Origin of the sequence: Sphingobium sp. (genome assembly GCF_003248505.1) — a bacterium.
In the GTDB taxonomy this organism is placed as follows: domain Bacteria; phylum Pseudomonadota; class Alphaproteobacteria; order Sphingomonadales; family Sphingomonadaceae; genus Sphingobium.
Map to the genome: position 1 here is coordinate 34,335 of NZ_QFOA01000013.1, position 17,352 is coordinate 51,686.

At 66.3% G+C, this 17,352-nt stretch carries 13 protein-coding genes; 5 read left to right on the forward strand and 8 right to left on the reverse strand.

Annotation, left to right across the window (positions count from 1 at the left end):
- Positions 1-59: 59 nt before the first annotated feature.
- On the forward strand, positions 60-572 hold the full coding sequence (locus DI606_RS07405; RefSeq protein WP_293981042.1) for a porin family protein: 513 nt from the start codon (positions 60-62) through the stop codon (positions 570-572).
- A 99-nt stretch (positions 573-671) separates the two neighbouring features.
- Here the strand turns inward: DI606_RS07405 and rlmN are convergent, their stop codons facing one another.
- Complete coding sequence (rlmN, locus tag DI606_RS07410; RefSeq protein ID WP_293981044.1) at positions 672-1,931, reverse strand: 23S rRNA (adenine(2503)-C(2))-methyltransferase RlmN; 1,260 nt, start codon at positions 1,929-1,931, stop codon at positions 672-674.
- A gap of 49 nt (positions 1,932-1,980) precedes the next feature.
- Positions 1,981-2,469 carry a hypothetical protein gene (locus DI606_RS07415; protein WP_293981092.1) on the reverse strand — a complete coding sequence of 163 codons (489 nt, stop codon included), beginning with the start codon at positions 2,467-2,469 and terminating at the stop codon, positions 1,981-1,983.
- Positions 2,470-2,652: 183 nt separating this feature from the next.
- Here DI606_RS07415 and dnaN point away from each other — a divergent pair, with 183 nt between their 5' ends.
- Positions 2,653-3,765 carry a DNA polymerase III subunit beta gene (gene dnaN / locus DI606_RS07420; RefSeq protein WP_293981046.1) on the forward strand — a complete coding sequence of 371 codons (1,113 nt, stop codon included), beginning with the start codon at positions 2,653-2,655 and terminating at the stop codon, positions 3,763-3,765.
- Between the two features lie 61 nt (positions 3,766-3,826).
- Positions 3,827-6,442, forward strand: coding sequence for an EAL domain-containing protein (locus DI606_RS07425; RefSeq protein ID WP_293981049.1), 2,616 nt, complete (start codon positions 3,827-3,829; stop codon positions 6,440-6,442).
- A 20-nt stretch (positions 6,443-6,462) separates the two neighbouring features.
- On the opposite strand, the gene DI606_RS07430 is transcribed toward DI606_RS07425, so the two are convergent.
- Positions 6,463-9,276, reverse strand: coding sequence for a TonB-dependent receptor (locus DI606_RS07430; protein ID WP_293981052.1), 2,814 nt, complete (start codon positions 9,274-9,276; stop codon positions 6,463-6,465).
- Between the two features lie 162 nt (positions 9,277-9,438).
- Between DI606_RS07430 and pip the strand changes: the two genes are divergently transcribed.
- On the forward strand, positions 9,439-10,380 hold the full coding sequence (pip, locus tag DI606_RS07435) for a prolyl aminopeptidase (protein ID WP_293981094.1): 942 nt from the start codon (positions 9,439-9,441) through the stop codon (positions 10,378-10,380).
- Here the strand turns inward: pip and DI606_RS07440 are convergent.
- From DI606_RS07440 to DI606_RS07450, 3 genes are read right to left on the reverse strand one after another with little or no spacing between them, the layout of a single operon-like run.
- The gene (locus DI606_RS07440; protein ID WP_293981055.1) at positions 10,377-10,934 is read right to left on the reverse strand and encodes a histidine phosphatase family protein; all 558 of its coding nucleotides are present in this window, start codon (positions 10,932-10,934) and stop codon (positions 10,377-10,379) included. The genes pip and DI606_RS07440 overlap by 4 nt on opposite strands.
- Positions 10,935-10,945: 11 nt before the next feature.
- Positions 10,946-13,684 carry an ATP-dependent DNA helicase gene (locus tag DI606_RS07445; protein WP_293981058.1) on the reverse strand — a complete coding sequence of 913 codons (2,739 nt, stop codon included), beginning with the start codon at positions 13,682-13,684 and terminating at the stop codon, positions 10,946-10,948.
- 52 nt (positions 13,685-13,736) lie between these two features.
- Positions 13,737-14,096, reverse strand: coding sequence for a PilZ domain-containing protein (locus tag DI606_RS07450; RefSeq protein WP_293981061.1), 360 nt, complete (start codon positions 14,094-14,096; stop codon positions 13,737-13,739).
- 132 nt (positions 14,097-14,228) lie between these two features.
- Here DI606_RS07450 and DI606_RS07455 point away from each other — a divergent pair, with 132 nt between their 5' ends.
- A complete protein-coding gene (locus DI606_RS07455) occupies positions 14,229-15,809 on the forward strand; it encodes a lysine--tRNA ligase (protein WP_293981064.1) in 1,581 nt (526 codons plus the stop codon).
- 189 nt (positions 15,810-15,998) lie between these two features.
- On the opposite strand, the gene DI606_RS07460 is transcribed toward DI606_RS07455, so the two are convergent.
- Together DI606_RS07460 and DI606_RS07465 are read right to left on the reverse strand one after the other, a co-directional pair.
- The gene (locus DI606_RS07460) at positions 15,999-16,469 is read right to left on the reverse strand and encodes an RcnB family protein (protein WP_293981067.1); all 471 of its coding nucleotides are present in this window, start codon (positions 16,467-16,469) and stop codon (positions 15,999-16,001) included.
- Positions 16,470-16,620: 151 nt separating this feature from the next.
- Positions 16,621-17,295 (reverse strand): 2OG-Fe(II) oxygenase, encoded by a 675-nt coding sequence (locus DI606_RS07465; protein WP_293981070.1) that lies wholly within the window; start codon positions 17,293-17,295, stop codon positions 16,621-16,623.
- Between the last annotated feature and the right edge of the window lie 57 nt (positions 17,296-17,352).

Below are 17,352 nucleotides of genomic sequence, written 5' to 3' on the forward strand. Positions count from 1 at the left end.
CGAACCTGAACGACTGATGAATATTTCATCTTGGTCGTTCACATCATATCGAGGACTTTATGAAGACTGTGATTTTCGCAGCGATTGCTGCTGCCACCGCCATTTCCGCTCCTGCCGTCGCCCAGGATGCAGCGCCCTTCACCGGGCCGCGCGCGGGCGTGACGCTGGGCTGGGACAAGGCGCAGGGCGAAGAGGGCTTCGCCTATGGCGTGACTGCGGGCTACGATCTGGCGCTTGCGCCGCGCATCACCGTGGGTCCGGAAGTATCGCTGAGCGATTCCACCATCGACGGCGCGGGCCTCGACGCCAGCCGCGAGCTCGCAGCGTCGCTCCGCGCGGGCTATGTCGTGACGCCGCAGGTGCTGGCGTTCGCCAAGGTGGGCTATACCAGCGCCCGCATCGAAGGCGTCAGCGGCGGCCATACCTCGCTGGAAGGCGTGCGCTATGGCGGCGGTCTGGAATATGCGGTGACGCCCAACACCTATATTTCGGCGGAATATCAGCGCAGCGAATATGAAGACGATTTCGGCGGTCGCGACGCGGCGATCGTCGGCGTGGGCTTCCGCTTCTGATCCCTTCGCGGATTTAGGAAAAAAGAAAGGGCGGTCCATTGCGACCGCCCTTTTTCGCAGGGATGAAAGGGACGACAGGGCCGATCCTGCCGTCCGCGATTATCCCAGCGCCGCCTGCTTTTCCTCCGCGAGGCGGCGCAGGTCGGCCTTGCTCTTCTTCTCGCTCGCAGATTTGAGCTGCCCGCATGCCGCCATGATGTCGCGCCCGCGGGGGGTGCGCACGGGGGCCGAAATGCCGCCTTCGAACACGATGTCGGAAAAGCGCCTGATCCGTTCGGGCGTCGAACATTTATAGTCGGTGCCCGGCCATGGATTGAAGGGGATGAGGTTGACCTTCGCGGGCAATTGATAGTGGCGCAGCAGGCGGACGAGCTCGCGCGCATCCTCGTCGCTGTCGTTCTTGTCCTTGATCATCACATATTCGAACGTGATGCGTCGCGCGTTGTTGGCTCCGGGATAGGCGGCGCAGGCGGCCAGCAATTCCTCGATCCCGAACTTGCGATTGAGCGGCACCAGCTCGTCGCGCACATCCTTGCGCACGCCGTGCAGCGATACGGCAAGGTTGACGCCGATCTCTTCGCCCGCGCGCGCCATCATCGGAATGACGCCCGACGTGGACAGCGTGATGCGCCGTTTCGACAGGGCAAGGCCATCGCCGTCCATCACGACTTTGAGCGCATCGCGCACATGGTCGAAATTGTAGAGCGGCTCCCCCATGCCCATCATGACGATGTTGGTCAGCATCCGCCCATCGGCGCTGTATTGCGGCGTGTCGTCGGCTTCGTCGTCATTGGCCGACGCCATGTTGCCGCGCGGCCATTCGCCCAGCGCGTCGCGGGCCAGCATCACCTGCCCCACAATCTCACCGGGGGTGAGGTTGCGCACGAGGCGCATCGTGCCGGTGTGGCAGAAGCTGCAGTTGAGGGTACATCCGACCTGGCTGGAAACGCAGAGCGTGCCCCGATCCGCGTCGGGGATGAACACCATCTCGTAATCCTGCCCGTCGTCGGAACGGAGCAGCCATTTGCGGGTGCCGTCGCTCGACACCTGCGCCTCCACCACCTGGGGGCGGCCCACGACGAAACGCTCCGCCATCCAGCCGCGCATGGGCTTTGCCAGATCGGTCATCGCCTCGAAATCGGTGACGCCGCGATGATAGAGCCAGTGGAAGACCTGCTTGGAGCGCAGCTTTGCCGCCTTGATGTCCAGCCCGGCTTCCTCGAACAGCGCTTTGATCTGCGGGCGCGACAGGCCCATCAGGTCCATGCGGCCATCGTCGCGCGGGGTGACGGCGCGCGGCACGGGCACAGGGTCGATAGCGCCGGGGATCGGCATCAGGGGACTGGCGGATGTTTGCATGGCCGCGCTCATAGCCGATTTTTGGGGCGAATGTAAGGCGTGCGGGCGTTCAGCGCAGCCGCGCGCACCCCAGGGCGGCGGCGTCGATCGCGGTGGCCGCGCCCCGGAGGGCGTAGGAATCGGCAAAACCGCGCCCGTCCGCGCCGACCGACGCGACGCTCATCCCCGTGGCAGACCGGATGGCGGCGATCACCTGCGCGTCGGCGCGGGCATCGGCGGCCCAGGCGTCCATCTGCCCCGCCACCAGCGTGAAGCGGCGTTCCCCGACCTTGAGCAGCACCGGCGCGTCGGGGCGGCGCGGGCGGCTGAGGCGGAAATGGATTTGCCCGCGTATCTTTTGCCGGGGCCAGGTGCCGACCGCCGCGAAGCCGTGCGCGCTGCGGCCCGGGGGCAGCACGGGCTGGGCAATGGCGTAGCAGCGCGGGCCGGCGGGATCGCGAAATGCGCCCCAACGCTCGAAAATGCCGAGCGAATCGCGCGCCCGTGCGGGCTGGGCCGCGAGCAGCAAGGGCAGGAGGAGGGCGGCGGCGCAGCGCATCCCGGTGGCAAAGCGCATGCGTTACGCTTTTGCAACCCTTGGTCTGCCAGGAGGGCTCACCGCAAAAGCCGACAGCGCCCGCTTGCAGGGGGCGCAACAGCGGTTATGAAGAAGCATCCATCATTGTCGCCGGGATTCGACCGGATCGCGGCCATGCACAAAAGAAACGGACAGAACAGGGACATGAAGGCCACCATCGAACGCGCAACGCTCCTCAAGAGCCTGAGCCACGTCCAGTCGGTGGTCGAACGGCGGAACACCATCCCCATCCTGTCGAACGTGCTGATCGAAGCATCGGCAGACGGTGCGATCCGCCTGATGGCGACCGATCTCGACCTTCAGGTCGTGGAAAGCGTGGCGGCGCAGGTCGAACAGCCCGGCGCGACCACCATTTCCGCCCACACCCTTTTCGACATCGCGCGCAAGCTGCCCGAAGGCAGCCAGGTGTCGTTGCAGGCGGCGGAAGGCAAGATGCTGATCCAGGCGGGGCGCGCGCGCTTCAACCTGTCGACGCTGCCGCGTGACGATTTCCCGGTGATCGCCGAAGGCGACCTCCCCACGCGCTTCGAGCTGCCGGCCGAAACGCTCAAGCAGATCATCGACAAGACGCGCTTTGCGATCTCGACCGAAGAGACGCGCTATTATCTGAACGGCATCTACTTCCATGTGTCGGAAGAGGCCGAGCCGGTGCTGAAGGCTGCGGCCACCGACGGCCATCGCCTCGCTCGCGTGACGGTGGCGCGGCCCGACGGCGCGGAAGGGATGCCGGGCATCATCGTGCCGCGCAAGTGCATCGGCGAACTGCGCAAGCTGCTCGACGAAGTGGACGGATCGGTGCAGGTCAGCCTGTCTGCAAGCAAGATCCGCTTCGATCTGGGCAGCGCGGTGCTCACCAGCAAGCTGATCGACGGCACCTTCCCAGACTATAGCCGGGTCATCCCGACCGCGAACGACAAGCTGCTCAAGATCGATCCGCGCAGCTTCGAGGACGGCGTCGACCGCGTCGCCACCATCGCCACGGAAAAGACCCGCGCGGTCAAGATGACGCTCGACAAGGATCGCATCACCCTGTCGGTCACCAGCCCCGAAAACGGCACGGCAGCGGAGGAAGTGCCCGGTGCTTTCCAGGGCGAGGGTTTCGATATCGGCTTCAACGCGCGCTACCTGCTCGACATTTTGGGCCAGATCGACAGCGACCTCGTCGAACTGCATCTGGCCGATGCCGCGGCGCCCACGCTGATCCGCGAAAATGACGAGAGTCCCGCGCTTTATGTGCTGATGCCGATGCGCGTCTGAACATGCGGGTCGTTCCCGCAAGGTAAGGCAATAGCAAGGAGTTGGCGCTACCTCTCGCGCCATGGCCTTCCCGCGTACGACACGTTCCGATACACCCCTGAGACCGGTCACCGTGATGGTGGCGCTGGGACTTGCGGAGAGCGGGACCGAAGTGTCGGCGTCCTGGATTTCCGGCGCTTTTCTGCACATCGCACGGCTATGGCCGCTGATGCTGCTCGCCAAATTGTGCGTTGTGCTGCTGCTCGGCCTGACGCCGCTGTCGGGCGGCCCGGCCTTCCACGCGGTGCTGGCCGTGATGGTGGTCGTCGACGTGGCGCTGATGGCGGTTCCGCGCGCCGCCCGCTTCCGCGCGCTGCGCCCGCATGTCCAGAACTGGCTGATGCTGCCGACGCTGTTCCTGTCGGGCCTGAGCTTCAGCATCTGGCTGAGCCAGCCCAGCCCGATGGCGCATAGCGGCCTGTTCCTGGCGGCGGTGCCGGAACTGACCGTCGCGTTGCTGGCCGTCTGCATCTTTGGCGACCGCAGGCTGCTGGGCATCAGCTATTTCCTGGGGGCTTTGCTGGTGTCGGTCGTGCGTAGCGCCAGCCTGGGGCAGATCGCGGCTCTCCTGTGCTGCACGATCATCATGCTGGTCGCGACTTTGCGGCAGGCGGTCGTGGATCGGGCCGCCGCGATCGAGCGGCACCGGCAGGATTTGCGCGCCCAGCGGTCCGACCGTCTGTTGCAGGAACATGAGCGGACGGGGCGCGGCTGGTTCTGGGAAACCGATCGGTCGGGCTGCCTCACCTATATCTCCGAAACACTCGCCCGCACGCTGGACCTGACGGCCGACGCGCTGATCGGCCGGGCGATCACCGATATCGTCCGCCCGGGCGACCGCAAGCAGGGCGACGGGGAGCGCACGATGGGCTTTCACCTGTCGGCGCGCACGGGCTTTGCCGACATTCCCGTTCTGGCCGCGATGGTGAAGGGCGAGGAACGGTGGTGGTCGATATCGGGCCAGCCGGTGTTCAACGAATATGGCCAGTTCCACGGGTTCCGCGGATCGGGCACCGACCTTACCGAGATGCGGCGCAGCCAGGCGGAGGTGACGCGGCTCGCCCAGTTCGATTCGCTGACCGGCCTTGCCAACCGCATCCAGATGCTCCGGTCGCTGGAGCAGGCGGTCGCCGAACGCCATGGGAAACCGGGCGCATGCACGCTGATGATGCTGGACCTCGACCGGTTCAAGAGCGTCAACGATACGCTGGGACATCCCGCAGGCGACGCGCTGTTGCGGCAGGTGAGCCAGCGCTTGCAGCGGGTGGTGGGCGAAAAGGGGCTCGTCGGACGGCAGGGTGGCGACGAGTTCAAGATCCTTCTGCCGGGCAGGCACGATCGCACCGCCGCTGCTCATCTGGCGCAGGCGATCATCAGCGCGGTGTCGGAACCCTACCGCATCGAAGGCACGGTGGTCGTCATCGGTGTATCGGTCGGCATATCGAGTTGCCCGCACGACGGCGTGACCGCCGACGCATTGATCCGCAACGCGGACCTGGCTCTCTACGCCGCGAAGGGCGACGGGCGTGGCGTGCATCGTTTCTATTCGTCCGAGATGCATGCCGATGCGGAAGACCGGCGGCAGCTGGAGCAGGATCTGCGCCGCGCGCTGGTCGAGGACGGGCTGCATGTCGCCTACCAGCCGGTCGTATCGTCGACCACGGAGCGGATCACGGGTTATGAAGCGCTGCTGCGCTGGACGCATCCGGTGCGAGGCGCGATTTCGCCGACGGTTTTCGTTCCCATTGCCGAGGATACGGGCCTCATCGCCCAGATCGGCGACTGGGTGCTGCGCACCGCTTGCCGCGACGCGGCGCAATGGCCCGACGGCATCCGCGTCGCCGTTAACGTCTCGCCCACGCAGTTCGCCAATCCGGCCTTTCCTTCTACCGTCATCAGCGCGCTTGCCGCGGCACAGTTGGCGCCAGAGCGGCTGGAGCTGGAAATCACCGAAAGCGTGTTCCTAAACGACGATGACGGCACCGATACGATGTTCGCCCGGTTGAAATCCATCGGCGTGCGGCTGGCGCTCGACGATTTCGGCACCGGTTATTCTTCGCTCGGCTACTTGAAGAAAGCGCCGTTCGACAAGATCAAGATCGACCAGAGCTTCGTGCGCGGGGCGGCGATGAAGGGGAGCCGCAACAGTGCGATCATCAAGGCCATCGTTAGCCTTGCCGAAGCGCTGGGCATGGACACCACAGCCGAAGGCGCGGAAACGCAGGATGAGCTGGACCTTATCCGCCAGCTGGGTTGCAGCCATATCCAGGGCTATATCTACGGTCGCCCGATGATGGCTTTGGACGTTCTTGCGGCACAGGAACATGCAGGCGTGGTCGCTTCGCCCAATGGGTTCAAGTCGAGCCGCCCCGATCGTAAAAAGATGCTTCGCACGGTGTCGATCCACCATGAAGGCCATGTCTATAGCGGGCGCATCCGCAACATTTCGGCCTCCGGCGCCCTGATCGAGGGATTGTGGAACGTGCCGGATGCCACGCTACTCGCGATCGAGATCGGCGAAGGCCAGTTCGTCAACGCGACGGCGCGCTGGTCGAAGGACGGACGAACCGGGGTCGAGTTCGCCGCGCCCATCGACCTTGCCATGTTGCGCAGCGCGCAGCGCGCAATGGCGGGCTGACCTCCCGCTGGATCGTTGCGCTAGCGCCGTGCGCCCGCGAAGTTCGGGAAAAAGAGCTTGCGGAAGCTGATCGATATCGTGCGACCTTCCGGATCGAGATAACCCGGCTGATAGCGCAGCGGAGTAAGGCCGGTCGCATCGGTCACCGTGCGCCGCTGGTTGAACAGGTTGTCGATGCCTATCGATATCCGCGCGCCGCGCAGAAACGGCACCTGCTTCATCAGCGCGGGCATTTGCGTGAAGTTGGCGAACAGGCGCAGGTTGGCGGTAGCGAGGCTGCCGAAGTCGAGCCGCGACGCGCCGCCCAGCGCACCGTCGACATGGGTGCCGCTTTCCCAGTCGACGCCGAGCCGCGCGCCCAGACCGTTGTTGGTGTAGCCGATGCGCGCCTGAAGCTCGTGACGGGGTTGGCCGCCCGACGATCCGGTCGCGTCGCCGTCCAGCAGGTTGAGCGGTGCGACGCCCGGCGCGATCAGGATCGATTCGGTGAAATGCCAGGTGTGGTAGAGGCTGAAGCTGAGGCGTCCGCCACCGCCGCCGCCGCGCCCGCCGCCAAAGCCGCCCGGACCGCCGAAGCCGCCCGGACCGCCGAAGCCGCCGCCCGGTCGCCCACCGCCCGATCCATCCGGTCCGCGCGGCCCCGGGCCGGCGGCATTTCCGCCGCCCGGTGGAGGCGGGGGCGGCGTTGCGCCGTCCGGCGTCCCGCCTTGCGGCCGCCCGCGGGAGAAGGCGGCGCGGATATCGTCCAGCTCCTTGGGCCGGTCTTCGGGCTTTGCGCCTGCGGCGCGCCAGGCTTCGACGACTTTCTGGATATGCGATTTCAACGGAATCGACAGGTCGAAGCCCCAGCGTAGCTGTTCGCTCTGCGCGCGCAGGAAATTGAGCGGGCGCGCGTCGATCTGAAGCAGGGTGCCGTCCGCGTCGCGCAGAAAACGTTGCGGGAATGCCGCCTCCAGCGCCGGGGTGGGGGTGGGGAAGGCGGCGATGGGGTTGCGCGTGCGGCTGTTGAGATAAGTGGCGGTGAGCGTGAGATTGGGCTTTTCGAACGGCTTGATCGTGGCACTGAGGCGAAACTGGTCGCGCACGCTTTCCGACAGGGCCGCGTTGCCACCCGACAGTTGCGTGACGAAGGCGCTTTGCCCGGTGCGATAGTCGAAGACGGTGACGCCGGGCGTGGCGATCAGCGGATCGGTGATCTGCGATCCGGTGGGGGCGGCGCGGTCCTGATTTGCCGACGCCAGAATCTGGATGGCCCCGACCGGCTGCCAGCGCAGGCCATAGCCCAGCGTCGAAAGCGTGCCAAAGTCCGAATAATGCTGCGCCGCTGCATTCAGGTTGACGCCGATATCGCCCACCGCGCCCAGCACGCCCCTCGACCGGCTGGTGAGCGGCAGGTCGACGCTGATCTGGCCGCTGCCGATCTCCCGGCTATAGTCGTTGCCGCTTTCGATCCCGCCGCGCACCGAACGGCTTTCAAAGCCGTTGGCCGATGCGCCGACCCGGATCGAAGTCGTAACTTTGCCCGCAGGCAGGGTGAAGGGCGATCCGCTGACGAGGAAATCGCCCTGCAAAGCCTGGCTTTTCGCACGGGCGGTGTCGGCGAGGCGCGTTCCCAGCAGCGCCGGGGGCAAGTCGCCATAGGGATTGAGCGCCGCGTCACCGGCGTCGAGCGCCGCCTGCACGCCCCCCGATGCGAAACCGCGATCGGTGCGGGTGCGGGTGATCGACAGGTCGCCATTGCCGGTGAAGGACCACATCCACCCTCGACCGAACTGGCCGTTCAGCGTCAGCCCGACATGCCCGGTCGTGCCCCGGATGCCCTGGCCGAGCGCACCGCCCTGTTCCAGATAGCGATAGAGCGTTACCGGCGCGGCGAAGGGGGAGAAGGGATTGCCGGCGGGCAGGGTCAGGGCGGTGGTCGGCAGGCCCTGAAGCGAATCGCTGTCGGACAATTCGATGCGTCCGTTGATCGTCGCCGATACGCCGCCCAGCGCGCGTGCCAGCGTGGCGTTGGCCGAGATATTCTCGGTCGCGGGGCTGAGCGTGCGATAGTCTGTGATGTCGCTGACCGCCGCCGCGTTCGCACCGGGCAGGAAGCTGGCAAGCGTGGGCATGGCGCTTGTGGCGCCGGCGGGGACGGCGGCGATAGTGACAGGTTGCCCTGCAAGAGCGGACAAGGCGGGATCGATGGCCGCCCCGCGCATGGTGGAGGCGATGTTGCCGCCCAGCGCGAAGGGGCGGGCGGGCGCGGTGGGGACGATCCCACGTTCGCTTTCTAGAAGGTTCGCGGCGCGGCTATATTCGAGGTTGAGGGTGAAGCGGTTGTCGCCCCGGATGCGCAGGATTCCGCCCTGCGCCTGTCCGCTTTCGCGCCCGCCCTGTGTCGTGGTGCCGCCTTCCAACTCGGCGGTTTCAGCACGGAAACGCTGGCGCAGTACGACGTTCAGCACCTTTTGCGTGGGCGCGTAGCCGTATGAGAGCGCCACCTGTTCGGGCAGGATGTCGATGCGCGCGACCGCTTCGGACGGGATGTCGCGGATTTCGGCGAAGCTGGATATGCGCTTGCCGTTGAGGAGGATGATCGGCGTGCCGTTGGTCTGGGGCGAAAGCTCGCTGACGATATCGGCGATGGAGGTGACGCCGAGCGCGCGGATGTCGGCGGAGGAGAGTTGCTGTTCGGGTTGCACGTCGCCGATCACCGCGCCGCGCTGCGGCTGTCCGGTTACGACGATCTCGTCTTCCTCCACCGGCTGGGGCGCGGCCGCGGGGCTACGGGGCTGCTCCTGCGCCATAAGGGCGCGGGGCGCGACGCCCAGGAGGAAAGGCAGCATCATTATGGTCGCGGATCGGCGCAAGGAAACCCCCCAAAGGTCTTGAACATACCCCTCTCCCTTAACCGCGACTTGTCGCAGGATGTTGGCAGGGCGGACAGCGATTTGTCGCAATCTGTATCAACGGGGCTGAACCGCGCGGCGAAGGGATGCTACAAGTCGGGAATGCGCACGCTTTATCCCCCGATCGACCCTTATGCCAGCGGCCATCTCGACGTTGGCGACGGCCACAGCATCTATTGGGAGCGCGTCGGCACGCCGGGCGCGAAGCCCGCCGTTTTTCTGCATGGCGGACCGGGGGGCGGCATTTCGCCCGATCATCGGCGTCTGTTCGATCCGGCGCGGTATGACGTGCTGCTGTTCGACCAGAGGGCATGCGGTCGATCGACCCCGCATGCGAGCCTGGAGGCGAACACCACCTGGCATCTGGTCGCCGACATCGAACGGCTGCGGGCGATGGCGGGCGTGGACGCATGGCTGGTGTTCGGCGGCAGCTGGGGATCGACGCTGGCGCTTGCCTATGCGCAGGCGCATGTCGAGAGGGTCACCGAACTGGTGCTGCGCGGCATCTTCACCATCCGCAAGAGCGAAATCGACTGGTATTATCAGGAGGGCGCGAGCCGCATCTATCCCGACAAATGGGAACGGTTCGTCGCGCCCATTCCGCCGGGAGAGCGTGGCGATCTGGTCGCGGCGTATCGCCATATCCTGACCGGTGCGGATCGCGCGGCGCAGGTCGCGGCGGCGCGGGCGTGGAGCGTGTGGGAGGGGGAGACGGTGCGCCTGCTGCCCGACCCGGCGCTTTCCGCAAGCCATGATGCGGACGATTTCGCACTGGCCTTCGCGCGGATCGAGAATCATTATTTCACGCATGGTGGCTGGATGGAGGATGGGCAGTTGCTGCGGGAAGCGGGGCGACTGGCACGGGTGCCGGGCGTCATCGTGCAGGGCCGTTACGACATGGCCTGCCCCGCCGAAACCGCATGGGCGCTCCATCGCGCCTGGCCGCAGGCGCGGTTCGAGATGATCGAGGGGGCAGGCCATGCCTTCAACGAGCCGGGCATATTGGACGCGCTGATCCGGGCGACGGACGCGTTTGCCGCCTAGCGGGCCTCAGATCGGCGGGTTTCGGGGCCGAGCGCGGGGTCGAGGTCGCGCGGACGGGTGAAGCTGACGAGCGTCGCGCCATTCTCGCTCGCCTCCGCCCACCGGTCGATGGCAAGATCGAGTACGACAAGGCTTGCGGTCGGAAACTTGACTTCCACATCCTCGCGCAGCTTGTTGTCGGCGTTTTCGGGCACGAGGTCGAGGATCAGGTCCTCGAACCCTGGATTATGCCCGGCCATCAGGACGCTTTGCGCGCTGTCGGGCAGATCCCGCACCACGTCCATCAGCGTCGAGGAGGATGCAAGATAGATGCGCCGGTCCCAATGGGGTTCGAGCGCTTCGCCCAGGCTCGCGAGAAAGGTATCGAGCGTCTGCACTACGCGCACGGCAGGCGACGCGACGAGCCTGTCGAAATGCATCCCCCTGCGCGCGGCGTGATCGCCCATCAGGCGGGCCGCTTTTTCGCCGCGCCGGTTCAAAGGGCGGTCGAAGTCCCGCGCGACGGGATCGTCCCAGTCCGACTTTGCGTGGCGCAACAGGGTCAGGCGCTTCAACTCACTCTCCGTTACGGCAGGCCGGATTCGCTTCCCTGATGCCCCAAAGCGGACGGTGCGCCAAGCGATTGATCGCGCAGCGGACCGCTGACCGCGATGATCGCCTCGTCCAGCGTCAGGCGGCGGACCGGCGTTCCGGGCGGAAAGGCGGTGAGCAGGCGGCTGGGCATCGCGGCGGACAGGATGACGAACTGGCCCCGGTCCTCGGCGCGGCGGATGAGGCGGCCGAACGCCTGAGCGAGCCGCGCCCGGATGAGGCGGTCGTCATAGGCATTGCCCCCACCCGCGAGTCGCCGCGCCGCGTGCAGCACGGTGGGCTTCGACCACGGCACGCCTTCCATCACCACGAGGCGAAGGGAATGGCCGGGCACGTCCACCCCGTCGCGCAGCGCATCGGTGCCGAGCAGCGAGGCGCGCGGATCGTCGCGAAAGATATCGACGAGCGTGCCGGTATCCATCGGATCGACATGTTGGGCGTAGAGCGGCAATCCGGCGCGCGCCAGCCGGTCGGCGATGCGGGCATGGACGGCGCGCAGTCGCCGGATGGCGGTGAACAGGCCGAGCGTTCCGCCGCCCGCCGCTTCGATGAGCCGGGCATAGGCGCCCGACAGAGCGGCGATGTCGCCCCGCTTGATGTCGGTCACGATCAACACTTCGGCGCGGTCGGGATAGTCGAAGGGGCTTGCCGCTTCGAACCGCTCCGCGCCGTGGGGCAGGTGGACAGCGCCGCTGCGCGCGGCGGCATTGTCCCATTCGCCCCCGCCTTTCAGCGTCGCGGATGTGACGATCACGCCCTGCGCCGGCTTCAGCACCGTTTCGGCGAGCGGACGCGTGGGGTCGAGCCAGTGACGATGGATGCCGATGTCATACTCACGTCCCTCGACCCGGTCGACGGTCATCCAGTCGACGAAATCGGGATCCGCCGGACCGCCGATCCGGGCGAGGAGCGCCAGCCACGCGGCGATCAGGTCGCGCCGCCAGCCCAGCGAGGCGACCGCCCCTTCGATCCGGGCGCGGGCCGGGCCGTCGAGCCAGTCGGGCGCATCCTCGATCACCGCTTCCAGCCTGCGGGCGAGGCGGACGAGCGGTTTGATGAGCGCGTCGAGTGCGAGCGCGGCGTCGTGCGCGGCCTCCACCAGTGCGCCGTCGGGTTCGGCGAGTTCGGTTTCGAGGCCATAGCCAGCGTCCGCCTCCCCGCTATCGGCGGCGCGGGCGTAGACGGTGCCGCGCACGGCGCAAAGCAGCGCTTCCAGCGGACCGAAGGGTTCGCCCGCTACCACACGTTTCAGCCAATCGTCGGCGGGCAGCGCCTGCGCGGCATCAATGGCGGCGCGGATCGCCTGACCGCCTTCCTCGTCATAGCTCGCCATGTCGGAAAGCCGCGCACCCAGACCCCGTCGGCGGCCGCGCGATCCGTTTTCCGGTCCCATGATCCAGCGGCGCAGCTCAATCGCCTCCTGCCCGGACAGTGCCACGGAAAAGGTCGAATCGGCCGCATCGAACAGGTGATGCCCTTCGTCGAAGATGATGCGCTGGGGCCGCTGCCCGGTTTCCCGCCCGCGGGCTGCGTTGATCATGACCAGGGCGTGATTGGCGATGACGATATCGGCGTCCGCGCTCGCCCGCGCCGACCGCTCGATGAAGCATTTGCGATAGTGGGGGCAGCCGGCATAGATGCATTCGCCGCGCCGGTCCGTGAGCGCGGTCGACCCGTTGCGGCGGAAAAGCGTCGGCAGCCAGCCGGGCAGGTCGCCGCCCACCATGTCGCCATCCTTGCTGAACGCCGCCCAGCGCGCCACCAGTTGCGCCAGGATCGCGGCCCGCCCGGTAAAGCCGCCTTGCAGCGCGTCTTCCAGGTTCAGCAGGCAGAGATAATTTTCCCGCCCCTTGCGTACGACGACCCGCCGCGCGGCGAGAGCGGGATCGGGAAAGAGGCGGAGCGATTCGCGGTCGAGCTGGCGTTGCAGCGCCTTGGTATAGGTGGAAACCCAGACGGTGCCCTGCGCCTCCCCCGCCCATAGCGAAGCGGGCGCGAGATAGCCCAGCGTCTTGCCGATACCGGTGCCCGCTTCGGCAAGCAGCATGTTGGGTTGGTCGCGATGGCTGCGCGGGCGGAAGGCGGTGGACGCGGCGGCGGCATAGGCGCGCTGCCCCGGGCGCGGTTCGGCCCGCGCGCCGGTCAGCGCGTCGAGCCGGGCGAGCACATCGTCTTCGTTCAGGCTGACGGTGCGGGGGGCGGGGCGGGGCTGCCCCTCCTCCCATTCGGGGAGCTTGGAAAACAACCAGCGTTCCGCCTCGCGCGGGCGGGCGATGCGCGGCGCGACCAGCGGCGACCATGACCACCGCAGGCGATGGAGCGAATGGGCGGCGGTCCATGCGCCCTCACGCTCGGCCCAGTCGGGGGTCTCCAGCCGGTCGAGCATCGCGGTGGCAGCCTGCTGAAGCAGCGCGGGAATATCCGATTCGGCGGCGGGCACAGGCAGGCCCAGCGCCTGTGCCAGCCCCTTGGGCGTGGGCACCAGAAAGCGGGCGGGGTGCAGGAAGGCCCAAAGTTCGAGCAGGTCGAGGCCATTGAGTTCGGGATATCCCAGGCGTTGCCCGGTGAGCGGCGCGTTCAGCAACAGCACCGGGGTTTCGGCGGCGCGGGCAATCGCCTGCCCCTTCGCTAGCCCCTGGGTATGGCCGCCTTCGCGCAACCAGATGCCGCCATGGCTGGCGTGAAGGGCGGGCAGGGCAGATGGATCGATCACATCGCCGATCTAGGCGAGGCGGAACAAAAGGAAAACCGCAAAAGGCGACAGGTCAATTGATCCGGCGGCCAAATCCACCCATGGGCGGGGATGTCAACGGGCGAGGCTGCATAGGCTGTGCCGTGCGGCTTGGCGCGCGCGCGGCTTCCAGATGGTCGAACAGGGGGCCGTCGCTCAGCAGGAACGGGAAGCGGATGCCCATGCGGTCCTGTTCCGACCATTGCACGGTGCCGAACACAGTGTAGCCATCGACGTCGATCTGGCATTGCGAGCGCGGCGGCAGCGAGCAGCCGACGATCTGCGCGCCGCCCTCCGTCAGGTCGACGATCGTGCCTTCCAGGCTGTCCAGCACCGTCGTCACCACGACGGGGATGTCTACGGCGACCCGCTCGCGGCTCCGCTTGACTTGCATATCGCCTCCTATCGCGAGCGATTATCAAAGACCAAAGTTAAGAATGTTTAAATTCGGAGCCGAAACTAACGCGCTTTCAAGGCTGCGAACACCGTTTTCTTTATCGGCGCAAAAAGCTACGGGGATGGCGCTATGACATTATCCGATATGCTCCGCACCGCTGCTACCGCGTCCAAGGCCTGGCCCTACGAGGAAGCGCGCAAGCTTTTGAAGCGCTATCCCAACGGCGCGCCGGACAAGGGGCATATCCTGTTCGAAACGGGCTATGGCCCGTCGGGCCTGCCGCATATCGGCACGTTCAACGAAGTGCTGCGCACGACGATGGTGCGCAACGCCTATCACGCGCTGTCGGACATCCCGACGCGGCTGGTGGCGTTCAGCGACGACATGGACGGGCTGCGCAAGGTGCCCGATAACGTCCCCAACCAGGCGATGCTGGCGCAGCATCTGGGCAAGCCGCTGACCCAGGTGCCCGATCCGTTCGGGAAGTTCGAGAGTTTCGCCCATCACAACAATGCGATGCTGCGCGAATTCCTCGACCGGTTCGGGTTCGAATATGAATTCGTGTCGGCCACCGAACGCTATCGGGCGGGGGCGTTCGACGACGCGCTGCGGCAGGTGCTGCGGCGCTATCAGGCGATCATGGACATCATGCTGCCCACGCTGCGCAAGGAACGGCAGGCGACCTATTCCCCTATTCTGCCGATCAGTTCCAGGAGCGGCATCGTCCTTCAGGTGCCGGTGGAGGTGATCGACGCGCAGGCGGGGATCGTGCGGTTCGAGGATGACGGGGACATCGTCGAGCAGTCGATCCTGTCGGGTGGCGCAAAGCTGCAATGGAAGGTCGACTGGGCGATGCGATGGTATGCGCTGGGCGTCGATTATGAAATGGCGGGCAAGGATCTCATCGATTCCGTCACCCAGTCGTCCAAAATCTGCAAGGCGCTGGGCGGGCGTCCGCCCGAAGGGTTCAACTACGAAATGTTCCTCGACGAGAAGGGCGAGAAGATTTCGAAGTCCAAGGGCAACGGCCTCAGCCTCGAACAATGGCTGACCTACGGTCCGCAGGAGAGCCTCGCCTTCTACGCCTATCGCGAGCCCAAGAAGGCGAAGCAACTGCACATGGGCGTCATCCCGCGCGCGGTGGACGAATATTGGCAGTTCCGCGCCAATTACCCTCGCCAGGCGATCGAGCAGCAGCTGGGCAACCCGGTGCATCACATCCACGACGGCCACCTGCCGCAGGGTGAGTTGCCGGTGACGTTCGGGCTGCTCCTGAATCTGGTCGGCGTGATGGGCGACGCCAGCCGCGATCAGGTGTGGAGCTATCTTCAGAATTATGTGCCGGGCGCGAGCGCCGAAACCTACCCCGAACTCGACGCGCTGATCGGTCACGCGCTCGCCTATCATCGCGATTTCGTCGCGCCGACGCTCAAGCGCCGCGCGCCCGAGGCGAACGAGGCGGCGGCGCTCCGGCAGCTGGACACGGAACTGGCGGCATTGCCGCAGGATGCGTCGGCGGAGGATATCCAGAATATCGTCTACGCCATCGGCAAGGACGAAGCGTTCGGCTTTGCCGAATTGCGGGACTGGTTCAAGGCGCTCTACCAGACCCTGCTCGGCGCCGATCAGGGACCGCGCATGGGGAGTTTCATCGCGCTCTACGGTGTCGAGAACAGCCGGAAGCTGATCGCGCAGGCGCTGGCGTCCTGACGTGATGCGGGAGGAACCATTCGCCAGGTGGAACGTTCGCGAATCGGTCCACCCCCCCTTTCGGACTGGTGGCGCGCTGTAGAGCGTGCGTCATCGGCCGCGCCCGCCCGGAAACGGGCGGCGCGGCCAAGGCGGGGATAGCAAAACGGCCCGGTGCGTCACCGCTCCGGGCCGTTTTCTTTGGGAAATTTACCAGAAAAAGCCACGATTGACTTCGAGAACGCGACCGTTGCGGACGTTCACCAGCAGCACGTCGTTATAGTGGCGGACCCAGCGCAGGTCGCGGCCCGGCGCGCGCAGGCGATAGCGATAGGGGTCGCTGATATAATAGCGCGGCGCATAATAATTGGGGCGAAGCGTCGCGCCGACGTTCCACTGATTGTAGCGGAACGGCGCGTTCCAGCGACCGGCGCGATAGACGTCGCGATGGTCGCGGCGATAGTCGCGCCAGTCGTCGCGCGCTTCGCGACGGGCCTCGCGCACGTCCTGCCGGGCTTCGCGCACGTCGCGGCGGTCACCATAGCGCTCCGCCTGGCGCAAGTCGCGCTGCTCCTCGCGCAGGCGCTGCTCGCTGCGGCGGGCTTCGCCATAGGACTGGGCGGAAGCGACACTGGGGACCGCTGTGGCGGCCAGCAGGCCGACGACGATCATTTTACGCATGCTAGGCATATCTGTTCTCCCATTCTGTGCGACGCCGATGGAGACATCTGCGTCAACGAAGACCGATATGCCGCATCCAGACTGAACGTTCCGGGAATGGCACCGTCAGCCTCCAGTCATTTATGTCGCAAAGTGTAACCGGATGGGACGGTCAGCCCCAGGGGCGCTCGCGAAACCATTTGGTGACGACATATTTGGTGCCGCGCTCCACCGGTCGGGCGGCGTGCAGGCTGAAGCGGTTGGGCGCGCCGTCGCGGGCCATGTTGTTCCATAGCAGGATCATGCCCTCGACCGGGGGGATCATGAATTCGCACTGGGGGAAATGCGTTTCGCCCCCCGCCTCGACCGGGGAGAGGTAGATCATCGCGGTCCATGTGCGCTGACCGCCGGTGCGGCGCATCGCCTGCCAGTAATCCGCATGGGCGGGGAAATAGTCGCAATGGACGCGATATTCCTGACCTTGGGTATAGCGTTGTCCCTGAAGCGTTTCGCCATGGCTGGCGGGCAGGCCGGTGAGCGCGCAGATGCGATGGGTAACTGCCTCCACCAGCGGGTTCCATGGCGACAGGTTGCCGCTGTGGCTGGTGCGATAATCGGCATTGGCGCTGCCGGAAAACAGCGTCGAGGGGCGGGCGCTGGCGTCGATCAGCGTGCGCATTTCCGCGCATTCCTCCGCCGACAGGAAATTCTGCCGCCCGTAGATTTCAAGGTCCGGCGCATCGATGCGGCTGACCATGGGGTTGCGGTCGAGCTTGCGGCGCACGCTGTCGCCGAAAGCCGCGCGCGCGGGCGAGGCGATGCCGCCATCGTCGATCGGTTCCGTCATGATGCGCCTCCTGCCACAAGGGGGGCGTGCATGAAAAGGCCCCGGCGCGTCACCGCA

Bases quoted from the DNA above. Each gene is read 5' to 3' on its own strand.
- DI606_RS07450 (WP_293981061.1), bottom strand. From the start codon at position 14,096: ATGCAAGTCAAGCGGAGCCGCGAGCGGGTCGCCGTAGACATCCCCGTC.
- DI606_RS07415 (WP_293981092.1), bottom strand. From the start codon at position 2,469: ATGCGCTGCGCCGCCGCCCTCCTCCTGCCCTTGCTGCTCGCGGCCCAG.
- DI606_RS07405 (WP_293981042.1), top strand. From the start codon at position 60: ATGAAGACTGTGATTTTCGCAGCGATTGCTGCTGCCACCGCCATTTCC.
- DI606_RS07455 (WP_293981064.1), top strand. From the start codon at position 14,229: ATGACATTATCCGATATGCTCCGCACCGCTGCTACCGCGTCCAAGGCC.
- pip (WP_293981094.1), top strand. From the start codon at position 9,439: ATGCGCACGCTTTATCCCCCGATCGACCCTTATGCCAGCGGCCATCTC.
- dnaN (WP_293981046.1), top strand. From the start codon at position 2,653: ATGAAGGCCACCATCGAACGCGCAACGCTCCTCAAGAGCCTGAGCCAC.
- rlmN (WP_293981044.1), bottom strand. From the start codon at position 1,931: ATGCAAACATCCGCCAGTCCCCTGATGCCGATCCCCGGCGCTATCGAC.
- DI606_RS07460 (WP_293981067.1), bottom strand. From the start codon at position 16,469: ATGCGTAAAATGATCGTCGTCGGCCTGCTGGCCGCCACAGCGGTCCCC.
- DI606_RS07430 (WP_293981052.1), bottom strand. From the start codon at position 9,276: ATGATGCTGCCTTTCCTCCTGGGCGTCGCGCCCCGCGCCCTTATGGCG.
- DI606_RS07465 (WP_293981070.1), bottom strand. From the start codon at position 17,295: ATGACGGAACCGATCGACGATGGCGGCATCGCCTCGCCCGCGCGCGCG.
- DI606_RS07425 (WP_293981049.1), top strand. From the start codon at position 3,827: ATGGCCTTCCCGCGTACGACACGTTCCGATACACCCCTGAGACCGGTC.